The organism is Pseudomonas sp. LS1212 (assembly GCF_024741815.1).
GTDB lineage: Bacteria > Pseudomonadota > Gammaproteobacteria > Pseudomonadales > Pseudomonadaceae > Aquipseudomonas.
In genome coordinates this window covers 5349614-5370944 of the sequence record NZ_CP102951.1, presented here as the reverse complement: position 1 = coordinate 5370944, position 21331 = coordinate 5349614, and the positions used below count along the sequence as shown (strand labels likewise).

The window sequence follows — 21331 nt, the reverse complement described above, 5'->3', positions numbered from 1 at the left end:
TCTTAAAGGGCGAGGTCTTGGATTTCAAGTTGGAACGGCGCGGGGCCGGACAATTTTACCCGCTGGTTGGCTGGCAGTGACAGCATGGCGCCGACGACATTTGGCCGGATCGGCAGTTCGCCCGCGTCCAGGTCCAGCAGGCAGACCAGCGTGACGCTGGCCGGGCGGCCGTAATCGAACAGTTCGTTGAGCGCTGCGCGAATGGTCCGGCCGCTCATCAGCACATCGTCGACCAGGACCAGATGCTGGCCTTCGATCTCGAAGGGCAGCTCAGAAGGGCGGACCTGAGGGTGCAAGCCATTCTGGCTGAAATCATCACGGTAGAAGGAGACATCCAGCGTACCCAGCGGCGAGTCGCTGCCGAGCGCTTCAAGCAGGGCCTGGGCAACCCATACGCCGCCGGTCCGGATACCGATATAGCGTGGCTCGGTGATGCTGCGACGGGCCAGATAGGCGTTGAGGTCAGTGGCCATCTGACTGATCAGGTCAGCGGGATTGGGTAGGCTCATGCTAGCTCCTCGGAAGGCCGGGCGCCGAATCACGCCCGGTTTGAAAATCGTATGTCAGGAAGTGAACTGCCCGGCATTGGCTTCCAGCCAGCCCTGCAGCAGCAGCGCCGCGGCGATGGCATCGACGGGGTTGTCGCGGTAGCTGCCGCGCTGGCCGCCACGGTTCATGCGCTCACCCTTGGCTTCAAAGGTGGTCAGGCGCTCGTCGTGGGTATGGACGGAGATGTTGTAACGGCCATTGAGGCGCCGGGCGAATTTCTCTGCGCGGGCGCTCATCTCGCTGGGAGTGCCGTCCATGTTCAAGGGCAGGCCGACCACGATGGCATCGGGTTGCCATTCCTTGATCAGCGCCTCGACCTGGTTCCAGTCGGGCACGCCGTTCTGGGCCTTGAGCGTGCAAAGCTCGCGGGCCTGCCCGGTAATGACCTGGCCAACTGCCACGCCGATTTGTTTGGTGCCGTAATCGAAACCCAGTAATAACCGCAACTCTGCCATCAAGCGTGACCCGCCTGGCTGGTGAGAAGGCTCAGCTGGATGCCCAATCGCTTGGCAGCCGCATCAAGGCGCTGGTCGCTGGCCATATCGAAGATGATCTCGGGGGCGAACGGGCAAGTGAGCCAGGCGTTGTCGGCCAGCTCGGCTTCCAGTTGCCCGGCTTCCCATCCAGCGTAGCCGAGGGTGATCAGGCTTTTCTCGGGGCCGACGCCATCGGCGATGGCGAACAGTACGTCTTGCGAGGTCGACAGCGACAAGCCACCCAGATCGATGGTGGCTTGAAAGGTCTGGCCGCTGGAGTGCAGGACGAAGCCGCGATCGGTCTGCACCGGGCCGCCGATGTAGATCGGTACATCCAGGCAGCGCGCGGGAGGCTCGATATCTGGCCGCAGTTGCTCAAGGATATCCGCCAGGTTCAGCTCCTGGGGGCGATTGACCACCAGCCCCATGGCGCCATTGGCAGTGTGCTCGACGATGTAGGTCAAGGTTTGCGCAAAATGCGGATCAGCCATGTGCGGCATGGCTATCAGGAATTGATGCTTGAGGTAGCTTGGGCTGACGTTCTTCATGCTTACTAGTGTGGCTTCGGGCAGGCAGCCTGACAAGCGAGGAAATAGCTGATTTATTTCTCTCAATTGCTCGAAAGCCGGTCCCCGCGCGCAAAGCGCCAGGTCCGAATGATTTCCAGGCGATCGATATCGGCCAGATCGCCGGTAAAGGGCGCGAAGGGCGCTGCCAGCCGTACGATACGTTGGGCGGCCTGGTCCAGCAGCGGTTGCCCGGAAGATTCCAGCACCAGTACTTCGTACAAGGAACCATCGCGGTTGATCGAGACCATCAGGCGCAGGCTGCCGTAGATTTGCTGGCGGCGGGCTTCGTCGGGGTAGTTGAGGTTGCCGATGCGTTCGACTTTCTTGCGCCATTCGTCCTTGTACCAGGCGCCCTTGTCGCGCATGGTCGAGGCTGCACTCAGGCGGTGAATGCGCGGGCGCTTGGCGTAAAGCTGTTGTTCATTGGACAGCTCGGCTTCAAGGCTGGCAATTTCGCTGGAGAGCTGCGAGCTGTCGAAGTCCGGCGTTACAGCCTTGGGCTTCTCAACCGGCTTGACGTCCTGCCTGGGCCTGGTTTCGACTTTCTGCGGCTTCGGCGTTTTGGTGGCGACCGCAGCCTTGGGTTTCTGCGGTTGCACTTCAGGTTCAGGCCTGGCGGCAGGGGGAGGCGTCACCTTGTTGATCTTGCTGTCCTGAAAAGGCGCCACTTCCGTGGTTTTCGGCAGGGCCTTCTTGTCCAGGGTGCCGCTGCCTTGCTGGTTTTCCTGGGCCAGGAAGTCCGCCTTCTTCGGCGCGGTTTCGCTCTTGAAGGTCGCCAGGGTGATTTCCAGGGTCTTGCTGATTTCCTTGGGCGTGTGCAAGGAGAAGCTCACACCCAGGATCAGCGCCAGGTGCAGCAAGGCGGCGATGAACAGGGCAAAACCGAGCCGATCCGCCGGGCGCACGCCAGCGTGGGAGAGTTCGGGAGGAAGGTCGGCAGAAAGAGTCATTGAATATCCAGCAGCCATGCAGCCAGGGAAAGCCGGCAGCGCACACGCCCCAGTTGAAAAGGGCGTGCATGATAGCGCACTGCGCGGTCTTTCCCTGTGTCGTGCGTCAGCGGGCCTTGAGCTTGCGATCAATGGCATCCATCAGCTGCACGCCGATTCGGGTGCCGAAGGCATTGTCGATCTCGCGTATGCAGGTCGGGCTGGTGACATTGATTTCGGTCAAATGCTCGCCAATCACGTCCAGGCCGACGAACAGCAAGCCTTTTTCACGCAGCGCCGGGCCGACTTGCTCGGCGATCCAGCGATCGCGGTCGGTGAGTGGGCGTGCTTCGCCGCGGCCACCGGCTGCCAGGTTGCCGCGGGTCTCTCCGGCCGCCGGAATGCGCGCCAGGCAATAAGGCACCGGCTCGCCATCAATCATCAGGATGCGCTTGTCGCCATCCTTGATCGCCGGCAGGTAGCCCTGGGCCATGATCTGTTGGGTGCCATGGGCGGTGAGCGTCTCGAGAATCACTGAAAGGTTCGGATCGCCCGGGCGATGACGAAAGATCGATGCCCCGCCCATGCCGTTCAGCGGCTTGAGGATCACATCGCCTTGCTGGGCGGCGAATTCGCGCAGGATGTCTGCGCGACGGCTGACCACGGTCGGCGGGGTGCACTGCGGGAACAGGGTGGCGAACAGCTTTTCATTGCAGTCGCGCAGGCTCTGCGGCCGGTTGACCACCAGCGCGCCTGCGGCCTCGGCCTGCTCGAGCAGGTAAGTGGCGTAGACGAATTCCAGATCGAAGGGTGGATCCTTGCGCATCAGGATCACGTCCAGGTCGCCCAGGGCGGCGTCGCTTTCGGCTTCCAGCTCGAACCAGTACTCCGGATCGGCGAAGACTTTCAGTGGGCGCATCCGCGCGCGTGCCTGGCCGGCGCTTTGGTAAAGATCCTGCATTTCCATGTAGAACAGCGACCAGCCGCGCTCCTGGGCGGCGAGCAACATGGCAAGCGAGCTATCCTTCTTGTAGGAGATGCGCGCAATGGGGTCCATGACAATCCCGAGGCGAACGCTCATGGGGTAATTCCTCTCGTTGGCAAGGCCACAGTGGCAAGAACAAAAAGTGACTCGAATAAAAGTGGCGTCAGGGTGGCGCTCGGCTGGCTTGCGGTCAAGGAAAAACCGCAAGCCCCGCTTGGGCCGCCGGATGCGCTGCAGGCGTTGATTCCGGGTTGATGGAATGCACCGGGAGAGTGTGCTAAAAAGGCTCGGCAAGCACTCTGCGCACACGTTTTGATGCAACCGCAAACCTGGCCAGTCGGGGTGTTCCCGTTGGTCGAACGCGACCCCGGCCTATCGCGGGCAAGCCCCGCTCCTCAGGCGATGGTAGATCAATCATGGAACAGCATTCCACAGCCTTGAAGGTGATGGTGATCGACGACTCGAAGACGATTCGCCGCACTGCGCAGATGCTGTTGAAAAACGTCGGGTGTGAGGTCATCACGGCCATCGATGGTTTCGATGCCCTGGCCAAGATCGCCGATAATCACCCTGGAATCATTTTTGTCGACATCATGATGCCGCGGCTCGATGGTTATCAGACCTGCGCCTTGATCAAGAACAACAGTGCCTTCAAGGCGACCCCGGTGATCATGCTGTCTTCGCGCGATGGTTTGTTCGACAAGGCCAAGGGCCGAATAGTGGGCTCTGATCAGTTTTTGACCAAGCCTTTCAGCAAGGAAGAACTGCTTGGCGCAATCAAGGCCCATGTGCCAGGGTTCGTCGCAGAAGAACAACACGCACCTTGACGTATGGCGACCAGGTCGCCGCGTCTTTTCCGTATGGGGAACAGCATGGCTCGAATTCTGATCGTCGATGATTCGCCGACTGAAATGTACAAATTGACTGCAATGCTCGAGAAACACGGGCATCAGGTCCTCAAGGCCGAGAACGGTGCCGATGGCGTGGCTCTGGCCAGGCAGGAAAAGCCCGATGCGGTGCTGATGGATATCGTCATGCCTGGCCTCAATGGCTTCCAGGCCACTCGCCAATTGACCAAGGACCCGCAGACCAGCTCGATCCCGGTGATCATCATCACCACCAAAGACCAGGAAACCGACAAGGTCTGGGGAACGCGCCAGGGTGCCAAGGGTTATCTGACCAAACCGGTCGAGGAAGAGACCCTGGTCACGACCCTCAATGCAGTGCTGGCAGGCTGACGGCGCTGCCGATGGGGCCTTCGCAGACTGCCTTCGAGCTGCTGCTGGACATCGACCGACGCTGCCGTTTGCTGGCGGCGGACCTGCCTTCGCAGGAATCGCGCCTGGAAACCTGGAGCGGCATCGGTTTTCGCATCGCCGACCATTGGTATGTGGCGCCCATGGGTGAAGTTGCCGAAGTGTTGCATGAGCCACGCTTGAGCTCTATTCCCGGGGTCAAGCCTTGGGTGATGGGCGTGGCCAATCTGCGTGGGCGATTGTTGCCGGTCATGGACCTGTGCGGTTTTTTTGGCCATGAGTTATCGGTGTTGCGCAAGCAGCGACGCGTTCTGGTGGTCGATCATGGCGAAATCTTCGCCGGCCTGATGGTTGATGAAGTCCTCGGCCTGCAGCACTTTGCGCTGCACGGCCTGGACCTCTCGCCGCCAGCTACGGTACAGGCAGGCATGGCACCCTTCGTTCAAGGGCATTTTCAGCGGGACCGGACCTGGGGCGTATTCAGTCTGTTCGCCCTGGTGCAGGCGCCGGGGTTCCTCGATGTGGCAAGCTAAGAGTCGTGAGAAAGGTAATGATCAAGGCAAAGACCGGCACACCGTGGCAAGGCTCGCGCAGTAGCATGCAGATCGCAGGGTTGTTCATCGCCCTGATCATTTCCATCATTCTGCTGTTCGCCAATTTTGCCTGGCTCAACACCCAGTCCAACTACGACAAGCAATACATCGGCCATGCCGGTGAACTGCGCGTGCTGTCACAGCGCATTGCCAAGAATGCCACGGAGGCGGCGGCCGGCAAGGCCCAGGCATTCAAGCTACTGAGCGATGCGCGAAACGATTTCGAGCAACGCTGGGGCTACCTGAAAAAAGGTGACCCGAGCACTGGCCTGCCGCCTGCCCCGGAGCCGGTACGCGAGGAAATGCGCGCCGTTCAGCGCGACTGGGAAAGCCTGCGCAAGAACACCGACGTGATTCTGGCAAGCGAACAGACCGTATTGTCGCTGCATCAGGTCGCTGCAACGCTGGCCGAAACCGTGCCGCAGCTGCAGATAGAATACGAGAAAGTGGTCGAAATCCTGCTGCAACGGGGCGCACCGGCAGCCCAAGTGGTGGTGGCACAACGCCAGGCGCTGTTGGCCGAACGCATCCTGGGCTCGGTGAATACCGTTCTGTCAGGGGATGAAACAGCCGTCCAGGCTGCTGATGCCTTCGGTCGCGACGCAGCCCGGTTCGGCCAGGTACTCGATGGCATGCTGGGCGGGAATCCGGCGATCAAGGTCACGCAGGTTCAGGACCCTGACGCCAGGGCGCGCCTGGCTGAGATTGCCGAACTGTTCCAGTTTGTCTCGGGTTCCGTGGACGAAATCCTCGAGACCTCGCCGGAGCTGTTCCAGGTTCGCGAATCGGCCAGCAACATTTTCAGCCTCTCGCAGACCCTGCTCGACGAAGCCTCGCACCTGGCCAACAGTTTCGAGAACCTCGCCAGCGGGCGCTCACTGGACACCATCAGTGGTTATATCCTCGGCTTGGTGGCGCTGGCGTCGATCATCATGATCGGCCTGGTCATGGTCCGCGAGACCCATCGGCAGTTGCGTGAAACCGCCCAGAAGAACGAACGCAACCAGCACGCGATCATGCGTTTGCTCGATGAGATCGGGGAGCTTGCCGATGGTGACCTGACGGTGACGGCCTCGGTTACCGAGGATTTCACCGGTGCTATCGCCGATTCGATCAATTATTCCATCGACCAGTTGCGCGACCTGGTGGCGACCATCAACCTCAGCGCCGAAGAAGTGGCCGCTGCAGTACAGGATACCGAAGCGACGGCCAGGCAACTGGAGCGCGCATCGGAGCATCAGGCTCAGCAAATCAGCGAAGCGTCGATGGCTATCAGCGACATGGCTCAATCGATCGACCGGGTTTCGGCCAATGCCTATGAGTCGGCCAAGGTTGCCGAGCGCTCGGTCACCATCGCCAACAAAGGCAATGAAGTGGTGCACAACACCATTCACGGCATGGACAACATTCGCGAGCAGATTCAGGATACCGCCAAGCGGATCAAGCGCCTGGGCGAGTCCTCTCAGGAAATCGGCGATATCATCAGCCTGATCGACGATATTGCCGACCAGACCAACATCCTGGCCCTCAACGCGGCTATTCAGGCATCCATGGCCGGGGAGGCCGGGCGAGGCTTTGCGGTGGTCGCTGACGAAGTTCAACGCCTGGCAGAACGCTCTTCTTCGGCAACGCGGCAAATCGAAACCCTGGTGCGGGCGATCCAGGCCGATACCAATGAGGCGGTGATTTCCATGGAACAGACCACCGCCGAAGTCGTTCGCGGTGCGCGCCTGGCCCAGGATGCCGGTGTCGCACTGGAAGAAATCGAGGGCGTCTCGCAGAACCTGGCCGAGCTCATTCAGCGCATCTCCAATGCCGCACAGCAGCAAACCTCCTCGGCGGGACAGATCTCTCATACCATGACAGTGATCCAGCAGATCACTACGCAGACCTCGTCCGGTTCGACGGCAACGGCGGAAAGCATTGGCAACCTGGCACAAATGGCCAGCGAAATGCGCCGTTCGGTGTCCGGTTTCACCTTGCCACAGGCTCAGGACGCGCGCTGATCGGCGCGCGGTGGGAGCAGGTATGAATCATTACTGGAGTCGTTATGGCTGATCGGCACGACTATGTCGCCCTGGAGTGGGTCAAAGGCGAGATTGCCGAAACGCTGAAACTGGCCCGCCAGGGGCTGGAAGCCTATGCCGCTGACGCTCAGGCTCCAGACGGGATCGGGCAGTGCCTCGATTTCCTGCATCAAGTCCATGGCAGCCTGCAGATCGTCGAGTTCTATGGTGCGGCCCTGCTTGCCGAGGAAATGGAAAAGCTGGCTCAGGCGCTGAGTCATGGCAAGGTGTCACGGCAGGCTGAAGCGATGAGATGGCTGCTCAAGGCCATGGTGCAACTGCCTGACTACCTGGAGCAGGTACAGAGCGCCCGACGCGACTTGCCGCTGGTAGTGCTGCCTTTGCTCAATGAGTTGCGTAGTGCCCGGGGCGAAATACCGCTTTCGCAGGCCAGCCTTTTCAGTCTGACGATGCTGACCCCGTCGGATTCAGGTGCCAGTCAACTCGCTGAAATGGGGCCGCCGCCATTACTGGTCCAACCCACGGTCGTCGATGATGAGCATGCTCGTTTGCAGGGGCCTGACCGTGATGCGATGCGTTCGGTGCTGGCCGCCCTCTGCGAGGAGCTGGTCAGGGTCAAGGAGCACCTGGACCTGTTCGTACGCAGTGACCGTCAACACACCGGCGAGCTGGTCAATCTGCTGCCGCCGCTACGACAAATCGCCGATACCCTGGCGGTGCTGGGCTTCGGCCAGCCGCGCAAGGTCATCATCGATCAGCTGGCGGTGGTTCAGGGCCTGGCCCAGGGGCACCGCGAGCCCAGCGATTCGGTATTGATGGATGTTGCCGGTGCCTTGCTCTATGTCGAGGCGACGCTGGCGGGCATGGTGGGGCTTAGCGAGCAGGCCAGTCGGGAGCAAAGCCAGCTGCCGACCACCGATATGACCTTGATATATCAGTTGGTTATCAAGGAGGCGCGCTTTGGCCTGCAGCAAGCCAAGGATTTGATTGTCGACTACATCGATTCGGGCTGGGATCGACAGCGCCTGTTGCCGCTGCCGGAACTGCTCACGCAGATTCGCGGCGCACTGGCGATGATTCCACTGCATCGTGCAGCCGCACTCTTGCGAACCTGCAATGACTATATCCAGGCTCACCTGCTGACCGGCAAGGGGCGGCCGGCAGGGGCCGAGCTCGAAAGCCTGGCCGATGCGATCACCGGCATCGAATATTATCTGGAGCGCTTGAGCGACGATCCTGAGTCATCGGGCGAGCAGGTTCTCGATGTCGCCGAGCAGGGGCTGGCCGACCTGGGCTATGAGCCCGTCGAGCTTGAGATCCCCATTCAACGTCAGCGTGATGACGTCGACCTGCTGGCGGCGCGCGCTCACGCTCTGGCCAAGGGTGAGCCGCTTGCACCAGCGGCGCTGGCCCAGGCGCCAGCAGCCAAGGGCGCGATCGATCCGCAACTCCTGGAAATTTTCCGCAACGAGGCGCTTGGCCATCTGGCCAGCCTAGACCGCTACCTGCATGTGACACCAGCGCAGTTGCCGTTGATGGTCAGCGACCCTTTGCAGCGTGCCTTGCACACGCTCAAGGGCAGCGCCTACATGGCCGGCGTGCTGCCGATTGCCGAGCTGGCCACGGCGCTCGACAGGCTGGCAAGAGAGTTCAAGGCCCATATGATCGCTTTCGAAAGCGAAGAGATCTCATTGCTGCAAGCGGCCGAGCTCCTGCTGCGCCAGGGCCTTGGCCAACTGTCCAGCGACCCGTTGACCCCCATCGACGGCGCGTCGGCGCTGATCGAGCGGATCGAGCAAAGAGTAGCCTCACGCCTCGACGCCCTCTTGAATGCACCGAGCAGCAGCCTGCGCCTCAAGCGTGATCCGCAATTGATCGCCGGATTTCTTGCCCAAGGCATGGATATCCTGCTCGATGCCGACTCATTACTGCGCCGCTGGCAGCAGCATCCGGGCGAGCGTCAGGAATTGACAGCCCTGCTCGACGAGTTGACTACCCTGGGCGAGGCTGCTCATCTGGCCGACCTGGCCCAGGTCGATGAGTTGTGCGAGGGATTGCTGGACCTTTACGGTGCGGTGGAAGAAAGCAGCCTGGCCGTCAGCGAGCGCTTCTTCCATGAAGCCGAAAGTGCCCACGAAGCCTTGATCGACATGCTTGATCAACTGGCGGCGGGCCAGGAAGTCGATGCCCGGCCCGATCGGGTCAATGCCTTGCGCGATCTGCTTGAAGAGGGCTTGCATCCTTCGGCCACCGGCCTGATTCAGCGCAACGGCGAGCAGGCCGTGACGATTACCGAACTGTCCACGGCCACTGCCGGCCTTGCTGGCGGCGATGTGTCGAGCGCCGAAATCAACGACGAGATTGTTTCGATCTTCCTCGAAGAGGCCGTGGATATTCTTGAAAACGCAGGCCAGGCCCTGCAGCGCTGGTTGCTGGACCCGGATAACGCGGTGCCGCTGTCTGCATTGCAGCGAGACCTGCACACGCTCAAGGGCGGTGCGCGAATGGCTGAAATCGGCCCGGTCGGTGATCTTGGTCATGAACTGGAGAGCCTCTACGAGGGCCTTGTCGACCGGCGCTATAGTCATTCGGGCGAACTGGCCCACTTGCTGCGGAACAGCCACGACCGATTGGCGCAGATGCTTGATCAACTGCAGAACCGCCAGCCATTGAGCGAGCCGGCCGCGTTGATCGAGGCGATCCGGGCATTTCGCCAGGGGGACAACCAGTCGCCACCTGCGCAGGCCAGGCCACCGGCGTCGGGCGCAGGGCCGGCAGCGAGCGAAAGTGGTGGGTCGTCGAGTGACAATGAATTGCTGGATATCTTCCTCGAGGAAGGTTTCGAGATAGTCGAAAGCGCCGGTGCTGCGTTGCTGCGCTGGCAGGCCGAGCCGCGTAACAGCCTGGAAGTGGAAAACCTGCTGCGTGACCTGCACACCCTCAAGGGCGGGGCGCGGATGGTCGAAATCGCCCCCATCGGCGATCTCGCCCACGAGTTGGAGTTTCTTTACGAAAGCCTTTCGGCCGGGCGCTTGCAGCCCAGCGCGGAGCTGTTCAGCTTGCTGCAGAATTGCCATGACCGGCTGGCCCATATGCTCGATGCGGTGCGCCTGCGTCAGCCGGTGATTGCCGCCACGGCGTTGATCGACTGTATCCGCAGCTTCAGCAGCCCGGCCGCGTCAGAAGCGCAACCCCTGGCCGAGCCTGCGCCTGCCGCGCAGGACAGCGCCGCGGCGCCGGAGCGAGGGCAGACGGACATCGTCAAGGTCGCGGCCGACTTGCTCGACGACCTGGGTAACCTGGCGGGAGAGACCTCGATCTTCCGGGGGCGGATCGAGCAGCAGGTCAATGATGCGCAGGTTGTCTTGAACGAGATGGAAACCACCATCGAACGGATGCGCGATCAATTGCGCCGGCTCGACACCGAGACCCAGGGGCGGATTCTCAGTCACCAGCGGGTCGATGCCGAGCGTCTGGGTTATGAAGAATTCGACCCCTTGGAAATGGACCGCCACTCGCAGCTGCAGCAACTCTCGCGGGCCCTGTTCGAGTCAGCCTCCGATCTGCTTGACCTGAAGGAAACCCTGGCCGCACGCAGCCAGGAAGCCCAGGCCTTGCTGGCGCAGCAGGCACGGGTCAACACGCAACTGCAGGAAGGCCTGATGCGTACGCGCATGGTGCCCTTCGGGCGTCTGGTGCCGCGCCTGCAGCGTATCGTCCGGCAGGTGTCCAGCGAGTTGGGCAAGCAGGTCGAGTTCGTGGTCGGCAACGTCGAAGGCGAGATCGATCGCAGCGTTCTCGAGCGCATGATCGCTCCGCTCGAACACATGCTGCGTAACGCCGTCGATCATGGGCTGGAGTCGAGCGAGGTGCGTCTGGCCGCTGGCAAGCCGGAGCAGGGCCTGATAACCCTGAACCTGCTGCATGAGGGCGCCGACATTGTCGTCGAAATGACCGATGACGGTGCCGGTGTGCCGCTGCAGGCCGTTCGGCGCAAGGCGATCGAGCGGGGTTTGCTCGACCCCTCGGTTGAAATCAGCGACTACGACGTGATGCAGTTCATCCTCCAGCCGGGTTTTTCCACGGCGCCGAAGATAACGCAGATATCCGGCCGCGGCGTGGGCATGGACGTCGTCGCCGAGGAGGTCAAGCAACTGGGTGGCTCGATGGTCATCGACTCGGTCCCGGGCAAGGGTGCACGCTTCCTGATTCGTCTGCCGTTCACCGTCTCGGTCAACCGCGCCTTGATGGTGCAGTGCAGTGAAGAGCAATACGCCATTCCCTTGAACACCATCGAAGGCATCGTCAGGGTGCTGCCGGCCGAACTCGAGGGGTACTACCAGCTCGATCCCCCGCGCTATGAGTACGCCGGCAACAGCTATGAACTGCGGTACCTGGGAGAGTTGTTGCAAGGCACCCGCCAACCCGGATTGCTCGGCCAGAGCTTGCCGCTGCCAGTGCTGCTGGTGCATTCCCATGACCAACAGTTTGCGGTCCAGGTCGATGCGGTAGCTGGCTCGCGCGAGATCGTGGTCAAAAGCCTGGGGCCGCAATTCGCCGCCGTGCAGGGGCTCTCCGGCGCAACCATCCTGGGCGATGGGGGCGTCGTGCTGATTCTCGATCTGCTCGCCCAGATTCGTGTGCATCAGGCCCGGCATGGTGCACAGGTCTTGTCGCGCGGTGAATCTGTGCCGACACGTGTTGCCGATCTCGAACAGCCAAGGCCTTTGCTGGTACTGGTGGTCGACGACTCGGTAACGGTGCGCAAGGTGACCAGCCGGCTGCTCGAACGCCATGGCATGAACGTACTGACTGCAAAGGATGGTGTCGATGCCATGGCCTTGCTGCAGGAACACATCCCGGACATCCTGCTGCTGGACATCGAGATGCCGCGCATGGACGGCTTTGAAGTGGCGGCGCAGGTGCGTCGCGATGCTCGGCTGAAGGACTTGCCGATTATCATGATCACCTCGCGTACCGGACAGAAACACCGGGACCGGGCCATGGCCGTCGGTGTCAACGACTACCTGGGCAAACCCTACCAGGAGTCGGTGCTGCTCGAGAGCATCGCCCAGTGGAGCAGAAGCCATGCTTGATCATCTGTCGGGGGCAACGCGCAGCAGTTTGACCGGGTTGCTGTTGCCACTTGCCGACCGCTGTCTGCTGTTGCCGAACGTTGCCGTCGCCGAGCTGATCGGCTACCAGGCCGCCACGGCGGGGCCGTCCGAACACGCCTGGTGTCTTGGATGGATCAGCTGGCGCAACCAGCAGGTGCCCCTGATCAGCTTCGAGGCAACCTGTACGGGGCAGGCGGTGATCGGCGAGCGGGCGCGCATCGTCGTGCTCAACGCCTTGGGCGGGAGCCCGCTGCGCTTCATCGCCTTGTTGCTCCAGGGTATTCCTCGCTCGTGCAAGCTCGATAGCCAATTGAACTATGTAGATGTGCCGCTGCAACCGCTGGAGCGGGCAGCCGTGCAAGTCGGCGAGCAGGTGGCCAGGGTGCCGGATCTGGTTGCCCTGGAGCAGTTGCTGGTGGAAGCGGGGCTGGCTTGAACCTCGTTCCCACGCGGAGCACGGGAACGCGAGAGGCATACTCAGGAGGACATGACCGCATGTACCACGGCGAGCGTTTCAACGCCTGGACCCACCTGGTGGGTGCCGTGCTGGCTTTTATCGGGGTTGTCTGGCTGCTGGTGGCGGTGAGCCTGCAAGGGGATCCATGGAAGATCGTCAGCATGGCGATCTATGGCGTTACCTTGCTGGTGCTCTACAGCATTTCCACGGTCTATCACAGCTTGCAGGGGCGAGCGAAGGTGATCATGCGCAAGCTCGATCATCTGTCGATCTATTTGTTGATTGCCGGTAGTTACACGCCGTTCTGCCTGGTCACGCTCCGTGGCCCCTGGGGCTGGAGTTTGTTCGGGGTGGTTTGGGGATTGGCGTTGATCGGCATGCTTCAGGAAATCAAGCCGCGCTCTGAAGCGCGGGTGTTGTCGATCATCATCTATGCGCTGATGGGCTGGATCGTATTGGTTGCGGTCAAGCCGCTGCTGGCCGCCCTTGGCCTGGCAGGGTTCACCTGGTTGGCCGCGGGCGGGGTGTTCTACACCGTCGGTATTATCTTTTTTGCCTATGACAGCCGTTTCCGGCATTGGCATGGCATTTGGCACTTGTTTGTCATCGCCGGGAGCCTGCTGCACTTCGTGGCGATTTTTTTTTACGTGCTTTAGAAATCCCCCCAGAGTTGCTGGGCAACCGCCAGCGCGACCACCGGAGCGGTTTCGGTGCGCAATACGCGCGGGCCCAGGCGAGCGGCGTGGAATCCGGCCGCCTTGGCCTGGTCCACTTCGTTATCGGTCAAGCCACCTTCGGGGCCGATCAAAAAAGCCAGGCTCGCGGGTTTCGCATGGCTGACCAGCGGCTCGGCCACTGGGTGCAGAACCAGTTTCAGCTCGGCATCGCTCTGCTTGAGCCAGTCGCTCAGGATCAAGGGGGCATGGATCACCGGTACTTTTGAGCGACCACACTGTTCGCAGGCGCTGATCGCAATCTGCCGCCAGTGGGCCAGGCGTTTGTCTGCGCGCTCGTCCTTGAGGCGAACCTCGCAGCGTTCGCTGACGATCGGGGTGATTTCATTGACACCCAGCTCCGTGGCCTTCTGAATCGCCCAGTCCATCCGCTCGCCACGGGACAGGCCCTGGCCGAGATGAATGTGCAAGGGCGATTCAACCTGACCCGCGAATTGCTCACTGAGCTGAACCCGCACACGTTTCTTGCCGACCTCCAGCAATTGGCCTCGGTATTCCTGGCCGCTGCCGTCGAACAATTGCACGGCATCGCCTTCGGCCATGCGCAACACCCGGCCGATATAGTGGGCCTGGGCTTCGGGCAGTTCCTGTTCACCCAGGCTCAGGTGGGCATCGATGAAAAAGCGGGACAATCTCATGGTCTGACTCTGTAAAAAAAGGTGGGCGCATCGCTGCGCCCTGAAATGGGGTTAGCCTGGATCGCGGAAGCCCGGATGGAACTGGGCATTGACCGCCACGCTGAGGTCCGAGCGGGTGGCGATGTCGATGCCTTCGCTGGCGACTTCGGCGAGGAAATCAATCTGCTCAGGGGTAATCACGTAAGGCGGCAGGAAGTACACCACGCTGCCCAGGGGGCGAAGCAGGGCGCCGCGCTCCAGCGCGTGCTGGAAGACTTTCAGGCCGCGTCGCTCTTGCCACGGATAGGCGGTCTTGCTGGCCTTGTCCTGGACCATCTCGATGGCCAGGACCATACCGGTCTGACGAATTTCGGCAACGTTCGGATGGTCGGCCAGGTGCGCGGTGGCGCTGGCCATGCGCTGGGCCAGGGCCTTGTTGTTTTCGATGACGTTGTCTTGTTCAAAGATATCCAGGGTCGCCAGGGCCGCCGCGCAGGCCAGCGGGTTGCCGGTATAGCTGTGCGAATGCAGGAAGGCGCGCAGGGTCGGATAATCGTCGTAGAAGGCGCTATAAACCTCGTCAGTGGTCAGGCAGGCCGCCAGTGGCAAGTAACCGCCGGTGAGTGCCTTGGACAGGCAAAGGAAGTCAGGGCGGATACCGGCCTGTTCGCAGGCGAACATCGTGCCGGTACGGCCAAAGCCTACCGCGATTTCGTCGTGGATCAGGTGCACGCCATACCGGTCGCAGGCCTCGCGCAGCAGCTTGAGGTAAACCGGGTGGTACATGCGCATGCCACCGGCACCCTGGATAAGGGGTTCGACGATCACCGCGGCGATACTGGCGTGATGGTCGGCCAGGGTCTGCTCCATGGCCACGAACATGTTCCGCGAGTGCTCTTCCCAGCCCATGCCCTCGGGGCGCAGGTAACAATCGGGGCTGGGTACCTTGATGGTATCGAGCAGCAGCGCCTTGTAGGTTTCGGTGAACAAGGGCACGTCACCCACCGACATCGCGGCGATGGTTTCGCCGTGGTAGCTGTTGGTCAGGGTGACGAAGCGCTTCTTGTCCGGCTGGCCGCGGTTGACCCAATAGTGAAAGCTCATTTTCAGCGCGACTTCAATGCACGATGAGCCGTTATCGGCGTAGAAGCACCGGGTCAGCCCTTCGGGCGTCAACTTCACCAGGCGTTCGGACAGTTCGATCACCGGTTGATGGCTGAAACCGGCCAGGATGACATGCTCGAGTTGATCGACCTGATCCTTGATCCGCTGGTTGATGCGCGGGTTGGCATGGCCGAACACATTGACCCACCAGGAGCTGACGGCATCGAGGTAGCGCTTGCCCTCGAAGTCTTCGAGCCAGACGCCTTCGCCGCGCTTGATGGGGATCAGCGGCAGTTGTTCGTGGTCTTTCATCTGGGTGCAGGGGTGCCACAGGACCGCGAGGTCGCGTTGCATCCACTGGTTATTGAGGCCCATTTTTTCTCTCCTGGCAGCAACGGTTGGACGTGCTCGGCAAACGATGGCGCAAGCCTATGCAATGCCCGGCCACGGGACAACCCACCAATACCAAACTATGCTTTGCGAACGCCCTGAGTTCACTGCTGGCAGGGCCTCGGAGCGTGGCGTATCCTGCGCGATTATTTGACCTTTCGGGGGAATTTTCCCCTTGATCCGGAGTTCGCCAAATGTCTGCTGGTTGGCTGCGCGCCTGTGCGCTGGTGATGATAGGGCTGTTCAGCGTTGCGGCGCTGGGCAAGGACCAACAACCGACGGCAATCGTTGTCGGTGGTGGTTTGTCGGGACTGACGGCGGCCTACGAGCTGCAGAACAAAGGCTGGCAAGTGACGCTGCTTGAAGCCAGGACGAGCCTGGGTGGGCGCTCGGGGCTGGCCACCAGCGAATGGATCGGCAACAGCAAGGCCCAACCGATCCTCAACAAGTACCTGGACACGTTCAAGCTGACGACCCTGCCGGCGCCGGAATTTGTCCGGGTTCACAGTTATCTGATCGATGGTGAACATTTCACTGCCGCAGATCTGGCAACCAGGCAGCCGGCTACCGCCGAAGCACTCAAACGCTACGAACAGACGCTGGACGACCTGGCCCGCTCCATCAGCGACCCGGAGAATCCGGCAGCCAACAGCACCCTGTTCGCCCTTGACCAGATCAACGTGTCGACCTGGCTGGAGAAGCTGCAGTTGCCGAAAACGGCACGCCAGCTGATCAACCAGCAGATTCGTACTCGCTATGATGAACCTTCGCGCCTGTCGCTGCTGTACTTTGCACAGCAGACCCGAGTCTACCGTGGTATCAGCGACCGAGACCTGCGTGCGGCGCGATTGCCTGGCGGTAGTCCGGTGCTGGCCCAGGCCTTCGTCAAGCAGTTGAAAACCATCAAGACCAGCTCGCCGGTCTCGGCGATTACCCAGGACAAGGACGGTGTAACCGTGAAGGTCGGCGCGGTCGCCTATCAGGCCGACTACGTCGTGCTGGCGGTGCCGCTGCGTGCCTTGAACAAGATTCAACTGACACCGGCTCTGGACACGCTGCACCTCAATGCAATCAAAGGCACCAACTACGGCTGGCGCGATCAAGTGATGCTCAAGTTCAAGACGCCGGTCTGGGAAAGCAAGGCGCGCCTGTCCGGCGAGATCTACAGCAACACCGGTCTGGGCATGCTCTGGATCGAGCCGGCCCTCAAGGGCGGGGCCAATGTGGTGATCAACCTGTCCGGCGATAACGCCCGTCTGTTGCAGGCCTTTGGCGACAAGCAGATGGTTGACCAGGTGCTGATCCGCCTGCACGCCTTTTACCCGCAGGCGCGGGGTGCCTTCACCGGCTATGAGATCCGCCGGTACAGCACCGACCCGACTACCGGTGGCGCCTATCTGGCCTTCGGTCCTGGCCAGATCAGCAAATACTGGCGTCTGTGGGAGCGCCCGGTGCAACGGGTAGTCTTCGCCGGTGAGCATACCGACGCGCTGTACCCGGGTACGCTGGAAGGCGCGCTGCGCAGTGGTCAACGGGCGGCTGGTCAGGTCCAGGACCTGGCCGCAGGCAAATCCTCTGATCTGGCCAAGGTTGCGCCAGCTGCTGCTGCCGCAGCTGCGGTCGGGGCCAAGGAAAGCAAGGGGGGGTTCTTCTCCAGCCTGTTCGGCGGCTCGGACAAACCTGCCAGCAAACCGGTCGAGAAAGCCGTAGAAGCAACGCCACAACCGACTGTGCCACCAGCGGCCGTGGCACCGACACCGGTGGCTGCACCCGTTGCACCGCAGGCCAGAATTGAGCCGGTAAAGGCGGCGCCGATCAAAAAGGCGCCGGTAAAAGCCCAGCCCGTTAAAAAGCCGGACGCAAAAACCGCAGCGGCGAAGAAAACCACCGTGCCAGTGAAGAAAGCACCGGCCAAGGCTGAAACAGCCAAAAAGACGGCAACCAAGCCTGCGTCAGTAGCTGACGCCAAGACTTGATAACGCCCTTCGTCACCTCCTCAGGCGCGATTGTCCAATCGCGCCATGCCTGAACCGGCCACTGAACAAGGGCCGGTTCTGCCATCAAACTGTTGTACTGAAGCGGCTGTTAATGTTTCCTTAACGCACTCGTCCGAGACTACTGATCATATTTCTCGATATTTCAAAGCGAAATTTTCCGCTTTAACTCGATAGACAAATAGATAGTCATGAGCACAGTTCTTACAGGAAAGCCGCAATGCAACTGCATAACTCTACCTCTCGATATGGCCTGGTCAGCATTGCGCTGCACTGGGGCATCGCCCTTGTAGTGTTCGGCCTGTTCGCTCTGGGCCTGTGGATGGTCGGTCTCGACTACTACAGCCCGTGGCGCAAGGACGCTCCGGACCTGCACAAAAGCATCGGCCTGACGCTTTTTGCACTGATGTTGCTACGCCTGTTGTGGCGTTGCGTCAGTCCCCCGCCGCCTTCCCCGGCCAACCATGGCCCCGTGACGCGTCTGGGGGCCAGGTTCGGTCATGGGCTGCTGTATCTCGGCCTTTTCGCCGTGATGATTTCCGGTTACCTGATTTCGACCGCCGATGGCGTTGGTATTCCGGTATTCGGACTGTTCGAAGTGCCGGCGTTGATCAGCAGCATTCCTGATCAGGCCGATGTGGCGGGTGTCATCCATTTCTACGTGGCCTGGGCACTGGTGATTTTTGCCGGTATCCATGCATTGGCTGCCTTGAAACATCACTTCATTGACCGTGACGCGACCCTTGCGCGAATGCTGGGGCGCAAAGCCTGATTCTCAACCTCAACTCCAAAGGAACAACACGCATGTTGAAAAAGACTCTCGCCGCTCTGGCTCTCGGTACTGCAGTGCTGTCTGCTGGCCAGGCGATGGCCGCTGACTACAAGATCGACAAGGAAGGCCAGCATGCCTTCGTCGACTGGAAAATCAGCCACCTGGGTTACAGCTTCATCTACGGCACTTTCAAGGAATGGGACGGGACGTTCAGCTTCGATGCTGCCAAGCCTGAAGCCAGCAAAATCAATATCGAGCTGAAAACTGCCAGCCTGTTCTCGAACCATGCCGAGCGTGACAAGCACATCGCCAGCGCTGATTTCCTGGATGTGAAAAAGTACCCGGAAGCAAAATTCGTCTCCACCAGCGTCAAGCCCACTGGTGACAAAACTGCAGACGTTACCGGTGACTTGACCCTTCGCGGCGTCACCAAGCCAGTCGTCTTCAAGACGACCTTCGTCGGTGAAGGCAAGGATCCATGGGGCGGCTACCGTGCCGGTTTCGAGGGCACTACGACCCTGCAGCTGAGCGACTTCGATATCAAGGGGCCAGGTCCTGCTTCGCAGACTCTGGTTCTGAACATCTCCTTCGAAGGTGTTCAGCAGAAGTAAATTCGCTGTAACGCGTGAACAAAAACGCCGCCCTGATGGGCGGCGTTTTTTTATGGCCAGAAAACTGCCGAAATCAACGGTTGCGGGTCAGCAGCGCTGGTTTCTCACCGCGTGGGCGGCTTGGCAGTTGATCCAGTTGCTCAGGCGTCGGGAAGCGATCGACTTTCGATTCCTTGTGCATGATTTTCGGCTGGTTCTGGCTTTCACGAGGATTTTTCACCGCCGGTTCCTGCCGTGCCGACTCTTCACGCGCCGGGCGACGATTGCGCGCGCCGCCTTCACGACGTGGCTGGCCGTCACGTGCAGCCCCATCACGCGGAGCTCCATTGCGTGGCCCGCTGCGCTTGCCGGCCGAGTCGCCAGTGCTGGCGCCGCCGCTGCGCGGATTGCTGCGGCCCTGGTTGCGCGGGGCTTGCCCTGCACCACCAGCGCCGGCCTGGGCCGGAGCGCCCGGACGACGGTTGCGACCCTGATTCTTGTTCTGGTACGGGCTGACGTAGTCGGCGCGGTTACCAAAATTGTCGACCTCATCATCCAGAAACTCATCGGGTGCACGATTGGCGCGAACCGCTGGCGCGGCCGGCTGAGCATCCTGGGCCTGACGTGGCTTCTGGTCACGGGGTTGGCGTTCTTGACGCGCCCCGGCGGGCTTTTCCTTGCCTTTATCCTTGCCTTTGTCCTTACGGCCACCGCCATGGGCGTTCGCGCCGTCAGCGCGAGGGCCACGGGCGTTGCGTGGAGCATTGGCTTGAGGACGCTCACGGACGTCGGGCTTCTCGGCTTCAACGGCACTGGCATCAAAACCGAGCAGATCACCGTCCGGGATCTTCTGGCGAGTCATGCGCTCAATGCCCTTGAGCAGTTTTTCTTCGTCGGGCGCAACCAGCGAGATCGCCTCGCCGCTGCGTCCGGCACGACCGGTGCGACCGATACGGTGCACGTAGTCTTCTTCGACGTTAGGCAGTTCGAAGTTGACCACATGCGGCAGCTGGTCGATATCCAGGCCGCGCGCGGCGATGTCGGTGGCGACCATGATCCGCACGGAACCTGCCTTGAAGTCGGCCAGGGCTTTGGTCCGTGCGTTCTGGCTCTTGTTACCGTGGATTGCCACAGCGCTGAGGCCATGCTTTTCCAGGTATTCAGCCAGGCGGTTGGCGCCGTGCTTGGTACGAGTGAAAACCAGAACCTGTTCCCAGGCACCGGCGGTGATCAGGTGTGCCAGCAATGCGCGCTTGTGGCTGGCAGCCAGGCGAAACACCCGCTGCTCGATCCGCTCGACGGTGGTGTTCGGCGGCGTGACTTCGATGCGCTCGGGATTGTGCAGCAGCTTGCCGGCAAGGTCCGTGATGTCCTTGGAGAAGGTGGCCGAGAACAGAAGGTTCTGACGCTTGGCTGGCAAGCGTGCCAGGACCTTCTTCACGTCATGGACAAAGCCCATGTCGAGCATGCGGTCTGCTTCGTCCAGTACCAGGATCTCGACGTGAGAGAGGTCGACGCTGCCTTGGCCGGCCAGGTCGAGCAGGCGACCAGGGCAGGCCACCAGTACATCGACGCCCCGGGCCATGGCCTGAACCTGGGGGTTCATGCCCACGCCACCGAAGATACAGGCACTGACGAACTTCAGGTCACGGGCATAGACCTTGAAGCTGTCGTGGACCTGGGCCGCCAGTTCGCGGGTTGGGGTCAGGACCAGTACGCGCGGTTGGCGCGGGCCATGACGTTGGGATTTGTCCGGATGACCGTTGGGGAACAACCGTTCCAGGATCGGAAGGGCGAAGCCGCCGGTTTTACCTGTACCTGTCTGTGCCGCAACCATCAGGTCGCGACCTTGCAACACGGCGGGAATAGCCCGCTGTTGCACCGGAGTAGGCTGGGTGTAGCCCGCTGCCTCGATGGCGCGGACTAGAGCCTCGGAGAGACCGAGGGAAGCAAAGGACATGAGTAATCCTGTTCTAGTGAGGGCCTGGCCCAATGGGATGATCTTGCCTGGCGCGACTGGCATCTTGTGATGCTATCGCGTCCGGTCCTGCTGGGTCCCCAATGCGCATTCGAAGGCATTCAGAGAGGCGTTAGCCGCACTGTCCTGCTGGTCGGAATGCCTTTTGCGAGGCCGAGCGTCCGGGCGTAAGCCTGGCGGGAATGCCCGAGTAT

The 21331-nt window shown here is 61.2% G+C and carries 18 protein-coding genes; 10 read left to right on the top strand and 8 right to left on the bottom strand.

Going from position 1 to position 21331, the window contains the following annotated elements:
* Nucleotides 1-2 precede the first annotated feature (2 nt).
* The 5 genes from pyrR to gshB all read right to left on the bottom strand — a co-directional run bounded on the left by pyrR (nt 3) and on the right by gshB (nt 3604).
* Complete coding sequence (gene pyrR, locus NVV94_RS25130) at nt 3-509, bottom strand: bifunctional pyr operon transcriptional regulator/uracil phosphoribosyltransferase PyrR (protein WP_258444978.1); 507 nt, start codon at nt 507-509, stop codon at nt 3-5.
* Between the two features lie 54 nt (nt 510-563).
* On the bottom strand, nt 564-1004 hold the full coding sequence (gene ruvX, locus NVV94_RS25125; protein ID WP_258444977.1) for a Holliday junction resolvase RuvX: 441 nt from the start codon (nt 1002-1004) through the stop codon (nt 564-566).
* Nucleotides 1004-1573 (bottom strand): YqgE/AlgH family protein, encoded by a 570-nt coding sequence (locus tag NVV94_RS25120; protein ID WP_258444976.1) that lies wholly within the window; start codon nt 1571-1573, stop codon nt 1004-1006. The genes ruvX and NVV94_RS25120 overlap by 1 nt, the downstream gene beginning before the upstream one ends.
* Before the next feature lie 62 nt (nt 1574-1635).
* Nucleotides 1636-2544, bottom strand: coding sequence for an energy transducer TonB (locus tag NVV94_RS25115; RefSeq protein WP_258444975.1), 909 nt, complete (start codon nt 2542-2544; stop codon nt 1636-1638).
* Nucleotides 2545-2650: 106 nt separating this feature from the next.
* Nucleotides 2651-3604: a glutathione synthase gene (gene gshB, locus NVV94_RS25110; protein ID WP_258444974.1), complete on the bottom strand. Its 954-nt coding sequence runs from the start codon at nt 3602-3604 to the stop codon at nt 2651-2653.
* Between the two features lie 320 nt (nt 3605-3924).
* On the opposite strand from gshB, the gene pilG reads away from it, so the two are divergent.
* The 7 genes from pilG to NVV94_RS25075 are packed head-to-tail and all read left to right on the top strand — an operon-like array spanning nt 3925 to nt 13614.
* Nucleotides 3925-4335, top strand: coding sequence for a twitching motility response regulator PilG (gene pilG / locus NVV94_RS25105; protein WP_258444973.1), 411 nt, complete (start codon nt 3925-3927; stop codon nt 4333-4335).
* Nucleotides 4336-4380: 45 nt separating this feature from the next.
* Nucleotides 4381-4746, top strand: a complete 366-nt coding sequence (gene pilH, locus NVV94_RS25100) for a twitching motility response regulator PilH (protein ID WP_258444972.1) — start codon at nt 4381-4383, stop codon at nt 4744-4746.
* 11 nt (nt 4747-4757) lie between these two features.
* Nucleotides 4758-5297: a chemotaxis protein CheW gene (locus tag NVV94_RS25095; RefSeq protein WP_408733437.1), complete on the top strand. Its 540-nt coding sequence runs from the start codon at nt 4758-4760 to the stop codon at nt 5295-5297.
* Nucleotides 5298-5314: 17 nt separating this feature from the next.
* Complete coding sequence (locus tag NVV94_RS25090) at nt 5315-7363, top strand: methyl-accepting chemotaxis protein (RefSeq protein ID WP_258444971.1); 2049 nt, start codon at nt 5315-5317, stop codon at nt 7361-7363.
* Between the two features lie 44 nt (nt 7364-7407).
* Nucleotides 7408-12480, top strand: coding sequence for an Hpt domain-containing protein (locus NVV94_RS25085; protein WP_258444970.1), 5073 nt, complete (start codon nt 7408-7410; stop codon nt 12478-12480).
* On the top strand, nt 12473-12937 hold the full coding sequence (locus NVV94_RS25080; protein ID WP_258444969.1) for a chemotaxis protein CheW: 465 nt from the start codon (nt 12473-12475) through the stop codon (nt 12935-12937). Before NVV94_RS25085 ends, NVV94_RS25080 begins: the two co-directional genes overlap by 8 nt.
* Before the next feature lie 59 nt (nt 12938-12996).
* Nucleotides 12997-13614, top strand: coding sequence for a hemolysin III family protein (locus tag NVV94_RS25075; RefSeq protein ID WP_258444968.1), 618 nt, complete (start codon nt 12997-12999; stop codon nt 13612-13614).
* On the opposite strand, the gene NVV94_RS25070 is transcribed toward NVV94_RS25075, so the two are convergent.
* Nucleotides 13611-14330, bottom strand: a complete 720-nt coding sequence (locus NVV94_RS25070) for a 16S rRNA (uracil(1498)-N(3))-methyltransferase (protein WP_258444967.1) — start codon at nt 14328-14330, stop codon at nt 13611-13613. The genes NVV94_RS25075 and NVV94_RS25070 overlap by 4 nt on opposite strands.
* 51 nt (nt 14331-14381) lie before the next feature.
* Nucleotides 14382-15788: an adenosylmethionine--8-amino-7-oxononanoate transaminase gene (locus tag NVV94_RS25065; protein WP_258444966.1), complete on the bottom strand. Its 1407-nt coding sequence runs from the start codon at nt 15786-15788 to the stop codon at nt 14382-14384.
* A gap of 209 nt (nt 15789-15997) precedes the next feature.
* On the opposite strand from NVV94_RS25065, the gene NVV94_RS25060 reads away from it, so the two are divergent.
* From NVV94_RS25060 to NVV94_RS25050, 3 genes are all read left to right on the top strand, one after another.
* Entirely contained in the window at nt 15998-17779 is a 1782-nt protein-coding gene (locus NVV94_RS25060; protein WP_258444965.1) for a flavin monoamine oxidase family protein, read from the top strand.
* 238 nt (nt 17780-18017) lie between these two features.
* The gene (locus NVV94_RS25055; RefSeq protein ID WP_258444964.1) at nt 18018-18569 is read left to right on the top strand and encodes a cytochrome b; all 552 of its coding nucleotides are present in this window, start codon (nt 18018-18020) and stop codon (nt 18567-18569) included.
* A gap of 32 nt (nt 18570-18601) precedes the next feature.
* Entirely contained in the window at nt 18602-19180 is a 579-nt protein-coding gene (locus NVV94_RS25050; RefSeq protein ID WP_258444963.1) for a YceI family protein, read from the top strand.
* A gap of 73 nt (nt 19181-19253) precedes the next feature.
* On the opposite strand, the gene NVV94_RS25045 is transcribed toward NVV94_RS25050, so the two are convergent.
* The gene (locus NVV94_RS25045) at nt 19254-21119 is read right to left on the bottom strand and encodes a DEAD/DEAH box helicase (protein ID WP_258444962.1); all 1866 of its coding nucleotides are present in this window, start codon (nt 21117-21119) and stop codon (nt 19254-19256) included.
* Nucleotides 21120-21331: the final 212 nt, after the last annotated feature.